The organism is Paenibacillus etheri, assembly GCF_001012825.1.
Lineage (GTDB): Bacteria > Bacillota > Bacilli > Paenibacillales > Paenibacillaceae > Paenibacillus_AQ > Paenibacillus_AQ etheri.
The window spans coordinates 478,093-494,190 of record NZ_LCZJ02000033.1 but is presented as its reverse complement, the minus strand read 5'-3'; the positions used below and the strand labels follow the sequence as shown (position 1 = coordinate 494,190).

Below are 16,098 nucleotides of genomic sequence, written 5' to 3'. Positions count from 1 at the left end.
ATAAGAAAGTATAAATTTCAGCAGAATCTTATGAAGGGCTTATCGCAAAAGGGTGTCATCAGCCCATACCGCTGCATATGATGCCTAGGAGAAACAATAGATGGAAGGAGGAGACTGCTTGTGAGGGGTTCCAAAAAAAAGCAGCCGCGCAGTCCACAAAAACGACTTTATTTTGTAGATAATCCCAATACAGAGGAACTGAGTATGCTGGATACCAAAAGCAGCTCTAAGGATTCAGGGAGTATCAGTGACGGAGTCAGCAATTCAGAGATTGCGGAAGTTCAGGTAAGTGGAGGAGGAGTAGCTGAAGTCGTTCAAGAGGAACTCATTTCTGCTCCAGTCCTGCAGCCGGAGCCTATGGTGGAGGTGCAGCTTCAGAAACAGGTGGATAATCTTTCTGAAACCATATGGTTCGCTCCCGAGAAAGAACGGTTTCAGCCTGTTTATACAGATGATCTATCGGATGCAGCGGTTACTGGAGCCAAAATTGCTCCACGCACCATTGACGGTTCTAAGCTGAAGTTCGGCATTATTGGTACACCATGGCTGCAAGATTACGCTGTGCAGAGTATCAATATCGCGGACAAGGCAGTTACTTCTTCGAAAATCGCGCCTGAATCTATAGTGGGTGAGCATTTAGCAGAAGGAAGCGTTAGTGGTGGAAAGCTGCTGGATCATTCAATTAGTGGAGAGAAGCTGAAGAACGGTAGTATTAGTCCAGAGAAGCTGGCTGATCGGATTATCGGCGGCGGTCAAATTGCAGATAAAGCTATAGAGAGCCGTCATTTGAGCGATCTGATTATTACGGCGGATCTACTGGAAGATGGCGCGGTTACTGGTGAAAAAATAGGAAGTAGCAGTATCACAGGCCGCCACGTGGCAAACGGGAGTATTGACCGTTCCAAGCTGGCTGAGGCAGCGGTATCTGGCGATATTATAGCCGATGGAGAAATAAGCAGCTCCAAGCTGGCTGATGCTGTTATTGAGGGTCGCCATCTTAGCGATGCTCTGATCACCGCCAGACATTTGGCTCCGGGAGCGATCGGTCCAGAGCAGCTTGCCAGCAAGCTGATTGGCAAGGGACAGCTCCAGCCGGGTGTGATCGAAGGTGCACATGTAGCAGAGGGTGCTATTGGTTCCAAGCAGCTAGGTGCAGAAGTGGTGAGAAGCTTCCACTTAAGTGCAGAAAGCGTACACGGTTCCCATATCGGCGATGGAGAAATTTCGAGCCGTCATTTGGCTGACCGAAGCATTTCTTTCTTGAAGTTATCGGAGGGTGCGGTAGGTACTGCACAGCTGGTTGAGCAAGCGGTCACCTCATCGAAGATTGCTGATCAAAGCATACTCGCACATAAGCTAGCAGATGAAGCTGTAACCACCCGACATATTGCCAAATCCGCTATACGCGGACCGCAAATTGCTATGCAAGCCATTTCCTCCAACCATCTGGAACGTGAGGCTGTGAATCACTCCCATTTAGCTTCGGAAGCGGTAGGCTCGGAACAGCTTATGGATGAAGCTATTCATACTCATCATCTGTCCTCAAATGCTGTCACTGGAGAAAAGCTGACCTCAGAGTCAGTGGGTGCGGAACATCTTCGTCCACAGAGTGTAACATCTGCCAAGTTAGCGGATGGAGGGGTGAATTCGGCTAAACTGGCAGCGGGATCGGTCATCGGAAGCACGATCGCTCGCGAAGTGGTGAGTGGGGAGCATATTGCTTTTTGTGCTGTGGGTGAGAAGCATTTGGCCGATGCCAGCGTGAGCGGGCGTGCCCTGCAGGAAGCTGTAGTGGATAAAGATCATCTTGCCACTGGAGCTGTGGAACGGAGACATCTCGGAGAAAATAGTGTGACTACCGCTGCGATTCAGTCCGGCTCGGTTTCAGGAGATAAGCTGGCTTCTGCTGCGGTGAGAGAAATTCATTTGGCCGCTGGAGCCGTGCAGCCACATCATCTGGCTGATCATGCGGTGACATCGTTAAAGCTGTCCCCCGAAAGTGTATCGACGGATAAAATTAGTGATTTGTCGGTCACTTCGGCTAAGCTTGCTGATGGAAGCGTAGATTCCAGTAAATTAGCAGTGTCGGCAGTTCAGGCAGAGCATTTATCTGTGAATGTGGTTCATTCGAAATCCATTAGCGATAGTGCGGTTCAGAGCAGACATATGAATCCGGGAAGCATTGGCGGGGCGCATATCCGACCGTTGTCCATCGGAAATGGCCATATCATTCCTAATTCCATCTCTTCGATTCAAATACAGGAGGGCAGCATTAGTGGCTCTAAGCTGGCAAAAGGGGCTGTGGATTCCCAGCATCTTTCAGCGGGGAGTGTAGACGGAAGCCATCTATGCATGGATACGATTGAAGGACGTCATATCGGGCATGGTGAGATCAAGCTGGCTCATCTAGCTGAAGATGCACGTAGCTCCGACTTGCTGCCAGAGGGCAGTATTACCGGGGAGAAGCTGGCGGAAGAATCCGTAGATTCTATTCATCTTGTACCTGCAAGTGTAGACGGAACTCATCTGAGACTGGGTGCAGTAGAAGGTCGTCACATTCAGCATGGTGAGATCACACTAGCTCATTTGGCAGAAGAAACTTTTAGCTCTGAGCTATTGCCTGACGGTAGTATTACCGGCAAGAAGCTCGCTGAGGAATCCGTAGGTTCTATTCATCTCGTGGCTGGAAGCGTAGAGGGCAGTCATCTGAGAGCGGATATAGTGAAGGGACGTCATATTGGGCACGGTGAAATCACCCTAGCGCATCTAGCCAATGATGCACGTAGTGCAGACTTACTCCCAGATGCCAGTATTACTAGAGAAAAGCTAGCGGACGAATCTGTGAATTCAAGTCATCTAATACCTGGAAGTGTGAATGGCAGTCATCTGGGTCCAGATACAATAGAAGGACGTCATATCGGGTACAGTGAAATTACACTGGCCCATCTAGCCAAAGATGCACGCAGCGCAGAGTTGCTTCCAGACGGCAGTATTACCAGAGAAAAGCTGGCGGAAGAATCTGTGAATTCGAATCATCTAATATCTGGAAGTGTGAATGGCAGTCATTTGAGTCCGGACGCAGTGGAAGGCCGTCATATCCGAAATGGTGAAATCACATTAGCTCATTTGGCAAAAGAAACGCGCAGCTCTGAATTGTTACCCGACGGTAGTATCACCAGTGAGAAGCTGGCAGTGGAATCCGTAGATTCAAATCATCTAGTGCCAGGAAGTGTAGATGGCAGTCATTTGAGTCCAGACGCAGTGGAAGGCCGTCATATCCGAAATGGTGAAATTACGTTAGCTCATTTGGCAAAAGAAACGCGTAGCTCTGAATTACTGCCGGACGGCAGCATTACTGGTGAGAAGCTGGCAGAAGAATCCGTTAGTTCTATTCATCTTGAACCTGGAAGTGTAGGGAGTAGTCATCTGAGTTCGGGTGCAGTAGAAGGCCGTCATATCCGAAATGGTGAAATTACGTTAGCTCATTTGGCAAAAGAAACGCGTAGCTCTGAAATACTGCCGGACGGCAGCATTACCGGTGAGAAGCTGGCAGAAGAATCCGTTAGTTCTATTCATCTTGAACCTGGAAGTGTAGGGAGTAGTCATCTGAGTTCGGGTGCAGTAGAAGGCCATCATATTGGGTATGGTGAGATTACAATGGCTCATCTAGCACCAGAGGCACGCAGCTCAGAATTACTGCCAGATGGTAGCATTACCGGTGAGAAGCTGGCAGAAGAATCCGTAGATTCAAACCATCTGGCACCAGGAAGTGTAGAGGGCAGTCATTTGAGCTCAGGTGCAGTAGAACGACGTCATATCGGGTACGGTGAGATTACACTGGCTCATCTAGCCGAAGATGCACGAAGCGCTGACTTACTTCCAGACGGAAGTATTACCAGAGAAAAGCTAGCGGAAGAAAGCGTAAATTCAAAGCATCTGGCACCAGGAAGTGTAGATGGCAGTCATTTGAGCTCAGGTGCAGTAGAACGACGTCATATCGGGTACGGTGAGATTACCCTGGCTCATCTAGCACCAGAGACACGTAGCTCCGAATTACTGCCAGATGGTAGCATTACCGGTGAGAAGCTGGCAGAAGAATCCGTAGATTCAAACCATCTGGCACCAGGAAGTGTAGATGGCAGTCATTTGAGCTTCGGTGCAGTAGAAGGACGCCATATCCGTTACGGTGGGATTACACTAGCTCATCTAGCATCAGAGACACGTAGCTCCGAATTACTGCCAGATGGTAGCATTACCGGTGAGAAGCTGGCAGAAGAATCCGTAGATTCAAACCATCTGGCACCAGGAAGTGTGGATGGCAGTCATCTGAGCCCGGATACAGTGGAAGGACGTCATATTAAATCCGGTGAGATTACACTGGCTCATCTAGCCGAAGATGCACGAAGCGCTGACTTACTTCCAGACGGAAGTATTACCAGAGAAAAGCTAGCGGAAGAAAGCGTAAATTCAAAGCATCTGGCACCAGGAAGTGTAGATGGCAGTCATTTGAGCTCAGGTGCAGTAGAACGACGTCATATCGGGTACGGTGAGATTACCCTGGCTCATCTAGCACCAGAGACACGCAGCTCCGAATTTCTGCCAGACGGTAGCATTACCAGTGAGAAGCTGGCAGAAGAATCCGTAGATTCAAAGCATCTTGTACCAGGAAGTGTGGATGGTAGTCATCTGAGCCCGGGTACAGTAGAAGGACGTCATATCGCATACGGTGAAATTACCCTAGCTCATCTGTCAGAAGAGGTTCGTAGTTCTGATCTGCTGCCAGACGGCAGCCTTACCGGAGAGAAGTTGGCGGAAGCATCCGTAGATTCAAATCATCTTGTGCCTGGAAGTGTAAATGGAAGTCACCTGAGTCCAAGTACAGTAAAAGGCCGTCATATCCGGCACGGAGAGATTACTCTGGCTCATCTGTCAGAAGAGGTTCGTAGTTCTGATCTGCTGCCAGATGGTAGCATTCCTGGTAAGAAGCTGGAGGGTGGATCCATTCATGCTTTCCATCTGGCCCCAGGCAGCGTGTATGGGGGGCATTTAGCGGGGGATACGATTGATAGCCGTCATCTGCGATCTGGGTGTATCACCTTGAAGCATCTGTCAGAAGAGGTGCACAGCTCCGATCTGTTGCCGGATGGCAGCATAACAGGTGGAAAGATTGAAGGCGGAACTATCCAATCATTCCATTTGGCCCCAGGTAGCGTCTTTGGTGGGCATTTGGTAGAGGAAGCGGTGGATGGTCACCACATTCGATCAGACAGCATCACCTTGAAGCATTTGTCAGAAGAGGTCCGCAGTTCCGATCTATTGCCGCAAGGCAGTATTACTGAAGAAAAGTTAGCCGAAGGCTCAGTGAATGCTTTACATTTGCAGTCGTGGAGTGTGTACGGAGAGCATCTGGCTGACAAAATCGTAGAAGATCGGCACTTGCAGCCCGGTATCATCAAATTGGAGCATCTCGCAGATGAAACTCGCACCTCAGCGCTGCTTCCGGATGCAAGCATCGATGGAGCCAAGCTGAAGGCAGACAGTATTGATTCCGTTCATCTGATTGAGGGTAGTGTAGGCACGACAGAGCTTCAGGACGAAGCGGTGGTTGCTTCGAAGATCTCTTCATTTTCTATTCAAGCGCGTCATCTAGAGGAAGAGAGCGTTCAAGATTATCATATTGCCCCCGGCGCAGTAAATGGGTTCCATTTGGCACCGAGTTCTGTGAATGCTGAGCATCTATCCTTCAGTCCGATTCAGACAGCAGGGAAGCGAGATGCGCTTCAGCAGTTTGGGATGACAGCCTTTATGTTCAACGGGGATGCTGAGAGTGTGGAGGTCACTGTATCGTTCGATGAGAACTTTGGTCATACGGGTTATGTACTCGTCGCAATGACTAATCAGCCTTACTTCTATGCTTCCTTAAAGAGCAGAGCCAATGGAGAGGCTGTTATACAAGTGGTTCGGCTGCGTGAAACTCCGCATTTCTATGGGGTCATCTCTTGGATTGCTATCGGCGCTCCTTTAGCCAAACCTGCAGTGGATGATCGTGTGTTTGATTAATTCGCAATGATGATGTACAAAATGCTAAGCGCAGCCGATGGCTGCGCTTTTTGTTGTGTTGTCCTCCTAGCAATTAAGAGGGGGAGTACATTTGTCCTGTTTTCCTCACGACAGGAGACAAAGGCCGTTACCCTGCTCGGCGTAGTACATAAACTGTGATGTAACCCTCAGCCTGACGAATAGGCTCTGTATGGAAGGTGGATGAGCATGAAGCCCAAACGTACTTCTGCCCGCCGCACGGGACGGCGGGTCTCTCGGATCAAGCGGCGGACTTCACGGCCAGTGCGGCAAGTCGCTGCAATACCTATAGTTAACCATCCAAATCCCTATGTTTCCGTTATTATTCCGGCCATGAACGAAGCGAAGACCATTGCGGGAGTGATATCCGGAGCTAGAGGGGTCCATCCGCGCTGCGAGGTTATTGTAGTCGTCAACGGATCAGCCGATCAAACGGCAGAAATTGCCCTTTCGCTTGGTGCGCATGTTATTTCCTATGAGTTGCCGCTTGGACACGACGCTGGCCGTAGTGTCGGAGCAGAAGCAGCTAAGGGAGAGGTTCTCTTATTTACAGATGGAGATTTAGTGATTCCTGCCACGGGGCTACGTCCTTACGTCACCGCTATTAGTGGTGGCGCAGACATAGCGCTTAATGATTATTCCGGACCGGTAAGAAAACTTTCACCCCATCCGGTGGTACTGTCCAAACATGCACTCAATATTTTGCTTGGCCGTCCGGATCTAAAAGGATGTTCGATGACGGCAGTTCCGCACGCAATCAGCCGAAGAGCGCTTGAAATCTTAGGGAGTGAATCATTATCTCGTCCCCCTCTGGCACATGCTCAGGCAGTTCTGAGTGGTTTACGTGTGGTAGCTGCTCACAAAGTACATGTAGGGAAACTAAATGCAGTCAGACGTAAGGAAGATGGCACAGATCCTTTGCAGCAGTTGATTACAGCAGATCATATGGAGGCTGTATCCCTCTTGCTTGAACACCGGGGAAACAGGGCGGGGTTTAGCGACGGAACCCGGCGCAGAGAGATGGTGAGATGATGGTTGCTCTGTTACAAGTATCTGGTAGCTCCACCGTTCGTCGAGGAACAGCAACTCGTAAGGTAAAGAAACGTTCAGCATCTAGTCAGACCCAAACAACAGTGGCACCCCGCCAAAGGAAAGCGAATCGTTCTGTAAAAGGAGGCAGCCTTACCGTTCGATCGCCCATTCCGTCTCGGCAATCAAAGGTAGGTCGTGAGGCACTGAAACTACCGAGCTTACGTGGGACCTTGTCAGTGATTATCTCTGCGCGTAACGAGGAGCAGACCTTAGGACGTCTGCTGCAACAGGTTTCGCGGCTGGAACCTGCTGAGATTATCGTCGTGCTTAACGGTTGTAGCGATAGCAGCTTTCCCATTTCCAGACAACATCGTCAAGCTGTAGTTGTGCATTGTCCAGAGTCTGTCGGACATGACGTAGGGCGAGCGATTGGTGCGAAGCTGAGTCGAGGAGATATTCTGCTCTTCCTGGATGGAGATATGGTTATTCCTGCATCTCAGCTCGGATTATTCACAGCTGCTGTAGATAATGGAATAGATGTGGCTCTTAATGATTTGGATCCACTGATGCCTTCTTTTGGATTATGTGATGATGTCACTCGCAGCAAGCTGTTTCTGAATTATGCTCTTGGACGGTACGATCTCGGAGTTAGCTCGATGACGGCTGTCCCGCACGCGCTCTCCCGGCGAGCGCTTGAGATCATAGGCTACCGTGAACTAATAGTTCCTCCTAAAGCCCAAGCTCTATCTGTATTGGAAAAGCTAAGGGTGGAGAAAGTTGGAACGGTGAATGTTATTAAGCATAATCGGCTTCGCCAGGCGAACATAGGCGCTGGAAATGCTGTGGAGAAACTGATCATAGGGGATCATGCAGAGGCTCTCCTTGAGGTGCTTTCCCGGCGGGATGATGGGGGCCTACGAAATAGCGAAACGCAGCGCGAATACCGCAGACAAGTAGCTGCTTGGAGGAACCGGATATGACGCTGACCAGTATTATTATTCCGACTTACAACGCGTTGCCTCTGCTACGGTCCTGTGTGGAATCGATTCGTGCTTATACTCCATTGCCTTACGAGATCATCGTTGTAGATAATGCTTCATCAGATGGAACGGATGCCTATTGCCGTGCGAATCGTATAACTTTTATTTCATTGCCTGAGAATCGCGGGTTTCCATCCGCCTGCAATTTGGGTCTAAAGCTAGCATCAGGGGATGAATTGTTACTGCTGAATAATGATGTGGTAGTTTCCCGTGGATGGTTAACCAATCTGAAGAGATCGCTATATAGTGCTCCTGAAGTTGGTATTGTTGGGCCAGTGACAAACTATGCGAGTGGACGTCAACAGGTGAAGACGGATTATGAAAGTCTTATAGATTTTCATAAGGCTGCAGAGATAACTAACCGTTCCAATCCTCAAAAATGGTTGGAGACTAAACGTTTGGTAGGATTATGTTTTTTATTCAGAAGAGAGCTACTTACTTCCGTAGGTCTGCTGGATGAGAGGTACTCACCCGGACATTACGAGGACGATGACTATTGCTATCGCGCCAGGCTAAAGGGATACCGATTGCTCATCGCAGGGGATTGCCTTATACACCATGAAGGAAGTGCGAGCTTTAAGCAGGTATACCACACCGGGCTACAGGAGCTGGTGGAACGAAATCGTAAGCTCTTTATGAACAAATGGAATGTGGATCCAACGAATTTCATATAAAATGCAGATCCGAAGGCAAAGGACTTAGATAAAGAGGAGGAAAGTAAGTGAAAGGAGTCATACTGGCGGGCGGAACAGGATCCAGACTTCAACCGCTGACCCGGCTTATGAACAAACATTTGCTTCCGGTCGGCAAATACCCTATGGTCTGTTACGGCATAGACCGGCTTCGCCGGGGAGGAATTACCGACATTCTTCTGGTCATCAGCAAGCAGTCCGCTGGTCTGTATACGGATTTTTTAGGCAGCGGTGCAGCATTTGGTGTATCTCTGACTTATAAAATTCAAGAAGCTGCTGGAGGCATTGCAGAGGCTCTTGACTTGGCAGAAGGATTTATTTTCCCTGGGGAACGGTTTGTCGTATTGCTTGGTGATAATCTGTTTATGGATGATCTGACACCTTACGTGGAGAGCTATCTCCGGCAGCCTGAAGGTACAGCCAAGGTATTGCTGAAGCCGGTGGACGACGCGCGTAGATACGGTGTTCCCGTGTTCGATAGTCAAGATTCAGCATGGATTGCTTATATCGAAGAGAAACCCGAGCATCCCAAGACCAAATTTTGCGTAACAGGTATTTATATGTACGATGAAGCTGTGTTTGACATCATCCGCCAAGTATCCCCTTCCAAGAGGGGGGAGCTGGAGATTACCGATGTAAATAATATATACGCTGCTAACCGCAGGCTCAGCTATGATGTTCTCAAGGATTGGTGGAGCGATGCGGGGACGTTCCAGTCTCTGCGGGAGGCGGGAGAGAAACTGAAAGACGCGCTGCCTTAATGGCAGGGGTAACGTGGAGTGGCCGGCCTTGGGTCGGGCACTCTTTTTTTTATAAAATATAAGAAAGTATATCTTTCACCATACTTTGCTTATATTTCTACAAGAAACGGGGGTCGTCCTTATGGGACGGCTCCCGTTTTTTCTTGATTGGCGCAGCAGTCCGGACGAAGCACCGGATCTCAAGCTTGCGTAGAGATATTATCTTCATCAACCCGGTTCTGTTTGCGGTATTTGAGCGGTGAGGTTCCGGTCATGGTTTTAAATACTCTTCCAAAATGGGTCAGGTTACCAAATCCAGTACGCTCAGCGATTTCCGAAACGGTTAATTTGGAGTCTTGCAGCAGAGAGCGGGCTTCTTTCAGGCGGGTGTTATTTATATATTCGATGAAAGTAAAACCGGTTGTGTCCTTGAACGTTCGGCTTAAATGGGAGGTGCTTATGGAGAACCTGTTCGATATGTATTCCAGAGATAGAGGCTCAGCGAAGTTACCGTTGATGAAATGGATGATTTGGGAAATTTTTTTATGGGTCTTGTTCGTTTCTACAAAATGCTCGTTTTGATCCGGAAGCTTTTTTCGTTGGATGAAGATCAGCAGCTCCATCAACAGGATTTTCCGATAGTAGTCGAAACCTGGAGGTCTCTTGGTGTCTTCATGAATCAATTTGCTAAAAAGATTCTCGATAAAGATCTGGTCGTTGCCGCTTAACTTGATCGCATTTGATCTGGAGTGAAAGCAGGAGAAGAGGTCGGATGGAAGAGGGCTGTCCGCAAAAAAGTCGCGAAGGAACTCCCTTTTAAACAATAAAGTAACTCTTTCGTACATCGTACCGTTTACATTAATCAGTCTGTGCAGGTCATTGGCGTTAATGAACAATAAAACCCCACTGACGATTTGAAAGGTCCGGTCTTCTATAAAATAGTACAGCTCTCCAGACACTAAGTAGAGAATTTCATAAGCATCGTGATAATGAATTGAAGGCATACTTGAGACATTTTTTTTCTCGCGGCTAATGTGAAAGGGATCAGACTTATAGAAGTTGATTTCCAGGGGTGTCATCTCCAATCCGGCGGGAATGATCCTCGCAGAAACATGATCCATACCTGAATCAATCGTATCACGTTCATTGACCTGTTGAACAGGCTAGAAATTAAATAGCGGTAAAAGTAGAAAATCATTAACGATAACAAAATATGCAGAGATTGAATAGAAATGAATGCGCTATATTTACATATAAATGGTATTGAAGGAGGGGGAAAGATAATCAGGGTCCGCTGCGAGTGAAAGTTAAAGCGCTTAAACTATTATCTGCGAAAAGAGGGAACGAGAGTGCAAAAGAAGGGTCATTTGAAAAGAAGGCTGCACCAATCCATTTCTTTGTTGCTTGTGCTTTTACTGCTGCCATACCAGATTGCAAATGCTGCACCTGCACCAGATGCTGTCGGTTCAGATTCAATACCCGGTGTAAAGACGATTGCCGAATGGGAGTTTGATGAGGCCGCTGAAAATGTGGGGGTAATCTCGGCTACATACGGCATCTATGAGACAGCGTCTACTTTTCGCAATGTAGGCGGTGTGTTCGAGGATGTGGATGTAAGCAAGAAAGCGATCAGCTATCAGGGCTGGGACAATGGCAACGGGAACAAGTATTGGCTTGCTACCGTGTCTACAACCGGATTTGAGAATATCACCTTATCCTCTGAGCAAAATTCATCCGGGTCAGGTCCGCGTGATTTCAAAGTGCAGACGAGTGTAGACCGCAAAACGTGGGAGGATGTGCCGAATACGAATCTTAAAATGGCCGTCTCCAGTTTTGATTGCCCGGGCGATACCTGCAGACTGGTGAATACTCCCCTTCTGAACAGCAATGATCGGGAAATATTATATATTCGCTGGATTGTCAGCTCCGATAGCAACACCAGGGGGAATGATGAGGGCATAGGGGGTTCAGGTTCCAGTAGAATCCGAAATATCAAAGTGTCCGGCGAGCCGATCCCGGGGAAAGAACCTGTCATTCCTACCGTAGATCTTGTGCAGCAGCCAGCAGACGGCTCTGGAAATGTGCCTCCCGAAGCTCCCGTTGAAATCAAATTCAACAAGGCCATTACCCTTGATCCGGGTTATGCTGTCCGATTTGCCGATGAGAATCATCAACCGGTTGATGGGGTTACACTTGAAGTCTTAAACAGAGATACTTTGCGGATAAACCATCCTCCGTTGACTTATGGGAAGTCTTACACGGTAACTGTACCCAAGGAGCTTATCAAGGGTGCAGATCATGTGCCACTGGTTCGGGAAGCTTCCTGGAGTTTTGGCGTTCAGGATTCGCCTCTTGCTCCTAAATCCATCAATATGACGTTTAACGGAGATCCAAAGACGAGCATTGCCTTGGCCTGGTATACGGATGCAATGACGGATACCGTGGTACAGGTTGTAGAAGCCTCAAAGGTTATGGGGAACATTTTCCCGGAGAACGGGGCTTTGACTTATCAGGGAGTGGCCGAAGAAATTGAGACCTTTATGAGTAAAAGCGACAGAAGCACGAACCATAAAACGAAATTTATCAGTCATAAAGTCATTGCAGACCAGCTTCAACCGGGAACAGCTTATAAGTTTCGGACAGGTAACGGCAAATCGGGTGATTGGAGCTCTATCGGCTCGTTCACTACGGATGCTGCCGGCCACCAGCCTTTTCGTTTTATCGCCGGTTCCGATTCACAGGCTTCCAGCAAGTCTGACTTTGAGCCTTGGGGTGATACCTTCCGGAAAGCAGCTGATTATATAGGCGACCCTAAATTCCTGATCAGCGCCGGAGATCTGGTGGATAATGGTGATTTGGAGGAGCAGTGGCAATGGATGCTTGGAGCAGCCCAGAATCAATTGCTGCAAGTGCCATATGTGCCTGTACTTGGCGGTCATGAGGTCATGGATTATGACGGAGACGAGACGACACCGAATAACAACTTCTATAACCATTTCAACTTGCCGAAACAGGTTGTTGCGGACACCAATGAAGGCTCTGTGTATTCTTTTGAATATGGTGATGCACTCTATCTTATCTTCAATTCGCAGTATTCGGGGGCACTTGCAGAGAATGGGAAAGATGTGGAATGGGCGGATGACCAATTCTGGGACCAAGTGGCCTGGATGAAGAGTACTGTCGCCCGCAGCGACAAGAAGTGGAAGTTTGTTACTTTTCACAAAAGCCCCTATGCAGCAGGCGACAACTCTGCACAATGGGAAGACGATCGCGTCCAGTTTTACAAGAAATACCTGATTCCCGCCTTTGACGAGATGGGTATCGATATGGTGTTCGAGGCTCATGATCATATGTATATGAGATCCTTCCAAATGTACAATGATGAAGTTATTCCCAAGGAGAAGCTGACATTTGATGGAGAGGGCAATGCGCTCAACCCCAAAGGTACGGTCTATCTCATGTCCAATGCATTCGGAAATAAATTCTATTATAAGAACAATCAATATGAACTGGATGAGAATGGAGAACCCCGCGAGATTCGGGACGAAAAAGGGAATCCGGTTCCTTATGATGATTACTTTGCAGCTATCGACGAACAGCCGGAGAAGAAGATGTTTACGGATGTTTCCATCACAGACCGGGTGCTTTCCTTTACAGCGTATACCGCAGCCGTAGCGGATGAGAATCAGCCGGACACCGTTGGAGACGGACTAAAGGCATATGACAAGTATGGAATCAAGAGAACGGACATCAAGCCGGACCCGGCGGAAGCGGTGAAGGTGAAATTGAACGGCAGCAAGGCGGTTCTGACCTGGAGTGCACCTTCCGCAAGTACAGAACCGGTAAGAGGATTCCGGATTTATGAGAAGAACGACAAGGTGAAGACACACTGGAGTAAATATGTACCGGCAGCGGAAGGTCAAACGGAATACAGCTACACGGTAGATGATATCAATCCTGCGAAAAAATATGAATTTATCGTCAAAGCGGTCGGCACAAGAATCAATTCAGATCCGGTCGAAGTCAGCACAATCGAAGGTCCAAGTGAGTCGGAGCCGCCTTCAGCACCTTCAGATTTAAAAGGAACTGCGGTTTCTCCTTACCAAATCAACCTGAAATGGACGGCTTCGGCCGGCAACATCCAGGCAGCGGGCTACAACGTATACCGCAACGGCAGCAAGGTCGGCACGACGAAGGAAATCTCTTACGGCGATACCGGGTTAACTCCCGATACGGCCTATAGTTATGCTGTGAAGGCCTATAATGCAGAAGGGATGGAATCACTGGCGAGCAATACCGTTCAAGTAACGACCAAACCTTCATCCACTGGAGAGGGTGTCCATAAGGCATTTCCGCAGCATACGTCTTATGTGGCAGGCTCCATTAAGCCGAATCACTTGACTCAGGCCCAACTGGACGCTACGGTGGGCAGATTATATAACGAGTGGAAAACGAAATATCTGAAACAAAATCCATATCAGTCAGACCAATATTACGTGTGGTATAGCGACGGCGACTGGTTTGAGAATAATGAGATTACAGTTTCGGAAGCACATGGCTACGGAATGCTGATTACCGCTTTGCTCGCGGGTCATGATCCGGAGGCTAAGAAGTATTTTGACGGGATGTATCGCTATTTCAGAGCACATCCAAGCGAAATCAATCCCGATTTAATGGCCTGGCAGCAAGCGGATACCGGCACGGAAATAATAGATATCAATGGTGTGGATTCAGCAACCGACGGCGATATGGACATTGCTTACGCCCTCCTGCTTGCCGACAGCCAATGGGGCAGCAGCGGGGAGATTAACTACTTGTCCCAGGCCAAAAAGGTAATCAACGCCATTATGAAAAGCGATGTCAACCATTCCGAGTGGACATTGAAATTAGCGGATTGGGTCAGTGACAATGATCCCATGTTCGGCAATGCTACACGTCCGTCTGATTTTATGCTGCAGCATTTGAAAGATTTCAAAAATGTATCCGGTGACGCCAATTGGGACCGTGTTGCCGATAAGACGTACAACATCATTAATAGTCTGTATGAAAATTACAGTCCGAAAGCCGGTTTGTTGCCGGACTTTGTGTACAAAGACAATGCCGATGGGAAATACAAACCGGTAAGCCAGAAGAAATGGGATACCCCGGATGGATACTTCCTGGAATCGGAAAATGACGGAGATTACAACTACAACTCTTCCCGTATACCTTGGCGGATCGGTACGGATTATCTCCTGACAGGCGACACCCGAGCTAAAGGGCAGCTCGGCGCGTTGAATCGCTGGATTCGAACCATGGCGGATAATGATCCGAACAAGATTCTTGCGGGATATAAGCTTGACGGCTCGGCAGCATTAAATGATTATGCAGATATTTCCTTCTCTGCACCCATGATGGTTAGCGCCATGATTGATTCCTCCAATCAGGAGTGGCTCAATAAATTATGGGATCACAATGCGGCCGTCTCAACCGAAGACGATTTATATTTTGGCAATAATCTGCGTTTGCTCAGCATGATTGTGGTATCCGGCAACTGGTGGACACCAACCATCGTTGATACTGAGGCTCCCATGGAACCAACAATAGAGAGAGCGGAAGCGGTATCCAGTTCTGCCATTGATCTAAAATGGACACCTTCCACGGATAATTTGGGAGTGACGGGATACAAGATTTACCGCAATGACGTTGAAATCAAGACCCTAAAGGCAACAGAATACAGAGATAGCGGGTTATCTACGGATACCCAGTACAAATACTATATTATAGCTGTTGATGCAGCAGGAAATACGTCCAAGATAAGCAATGTGAGAATCGTATCTACATTAAAGGCCAGCGGGGACGGTGGCTCAGGCGGCAGCGGAGGAGGGGGCAGTTCAACACCAACTCCTACTCCAACGCCGGCAGCGGTGAAGCCAAGTGAAGTTCCGGCGACAACCCCGGCACCGGAACCAACTAGATCTGCTTTCAGTGATATCGGCAGCCCTTTCTTGTGGGCCAAGGAGGCGATTGAAGCTCTGGCGGCTAAAGGAATCGTTCAGGGAACGTCTAGTACTTTCTTCGAACCGGGTGCCAAGATGAAAAGAGCGGACTTTATATTGATTTTGGTCAGAGCGTTTGATTTAAAGGCTGGTTTTGAAGTGAGCTTTGCAGATGCCGATCAGGACGCATACTATTATGAAGCGTTGGGAATTGCCAAACAATTGGGCATTGCCAGCGGAGTCGGCGGTAACAGGTTCAATCCGGGAGCAGAGATTTCCCGGCAGGATATGATGGTATTCATCGTAAGAGCATTGCAGAAGTCAGGAAAATTAGCAGATGCCAGTTCCATCTCCGACCTTGGCAAATTTGCGGATGCCTCCAAAGTGGCTGATTATGCCGTGAAGGCAGCAGCCGTATTGGTCAGGGAGGGCATTGTCCTTGGTGACGGGAAATTACTCCATCCAACGGGAGCTGCAACCCGCGCCGAAACGGCGGTTCTTTTTTACAGAATTATTAATAAATATTATTAATCCAAAA

The 16,098-nt window shown here is 48.4% G+C and carries 7 protein-coding genes; 6 read left to right on the top strand and 1 reads right to left on the bottom strand.

Annotated features, from left to right (window positions below; all coding sequences use genetic code 11):
• Positions 1-120 precede the first annotated feature (120 nt).
• The 5 genes from UQ64_RS21665 (at position 121) to UQ64_RS21645 (ending at position 9,603) form a co-directional block, all read left to right on the top strand.
• Positions 121-6,060 (top strand): WIAG-tail domain, encoded by a 5,940-nt coding sequence (locus UQ64_RS21665; protein ID WP_060625525.1) that lies wholly within the window; start codon positions 121-123, stop codon positions 6,058-6,060.
• Positions 6,061-6,267: 207 nt separating this feature from the next.
• Positions 6,268-7,110, top strand: coding sequence for a glycosyltransferase family 2 protein (locus UQ64_RS21660; protein WP_342447605.1), 843 nt, complete (start codon positions 6,268-6,270; stop codon positions 7,108-7,110).
• A complete protein-coding gene (locus UQ64_RS21655; protein WP_156417638.1) occupies positions 7,107-8,090 on the top strand; it encodes a glycosyltransferase family 2 protein in 984 nt (327 codons plus the stop codon). The genes UQ64_RS21660 and UQ64_RS21655 overlap by 4 nt, the downstream gene beginning before the upstream one ends.
• Positions 8,087-8,824, top strand: coding sequence for a glycosyltransferase family 2 protein (locus tag UQ64_RS21650; protein ID WP_060625523.1), 738 nt, complete (start codon positions 8,087-8,089; stop codon positions 8,822-8,824). Before UQ64_RS21655 ends, UQ64_RS21650 begins: the two co-directional genes overlap by 4 nt.
• Positions 8,825-8,871: 47 nt before the next feature.
• Entirely contained in the window at positions 8,872-9,603 is a 732-nt protein-coding gene (locus tag UQ64_RS21645; protein ID WP_042191506.1) for a sugar phosphate nucleotidyltransferase, read from the top strand.
• Positions 9,604-9,782: 179 nt separating this feature from the next.
• Here the strand turns inward: UQ64_RS21645 and UQ64_RS21640 are convergent, their stop codons facing one another.
• Positions 9,783-10,703, bottom strand: a complete 921-nt coding sequence (locus UQ64_RS21640) for an AraC family transcriptional regulator (protein ID WP_245238144.1) — start codon at positions 10,701-10,703, stop codon at positions 9,783-9,785.
• Positions 10,704-10,931: 228 nt separating this feature from the next.
• Here UQ64_RS21640 and UQ64_RS21635 point away from each other — a divergent pair, with 228 nt between their 5' ends.
• Positions 10,932-16,091, top strand: a complete 5,160-nt coding sequence (locus UQ64_RS21635; protein ID WP_082651251.1) for a glycosyl hydrolase family 8 — start codon at positions 10,932-10,934, stop codon at positions 16,089-16,091.
• Positions 16,092-16,098 lie beyond the last annotated feature (7 nt).

Bases quoted from the DNA above. Each gene is read 5' to 3' on its own strand.
- UQ64_RS21660 (WP_342447605.1), top strand. From the start codon at position 6,268: ATGAAGCCCAAACGTACTTCTGCCCGCCGCACGGGACGGCGGGTCTCT.
- UQ64_RS21655 (WP_156417638.1), top strand. From the start codon at position 7,107: ATGATGGTTGCTCTGTTACAAGTATCTGGTAGCTCCACCGTTCGTCGA.
- UQ64_RS21650 (WP_060625523.1), top strand. From the start codon at position 8,087: ATGACGCTGACCAGTATTATTATTCCGACTTACAACGCGTTGCCTCTG.
- UQ64_RS21640 (WP_245238144.1), bottom strand. From the start codon at position 10,703: ATGGATCATGTTTCTGCGAGGATCATTCCCGCCGGATTGGAGATGACA.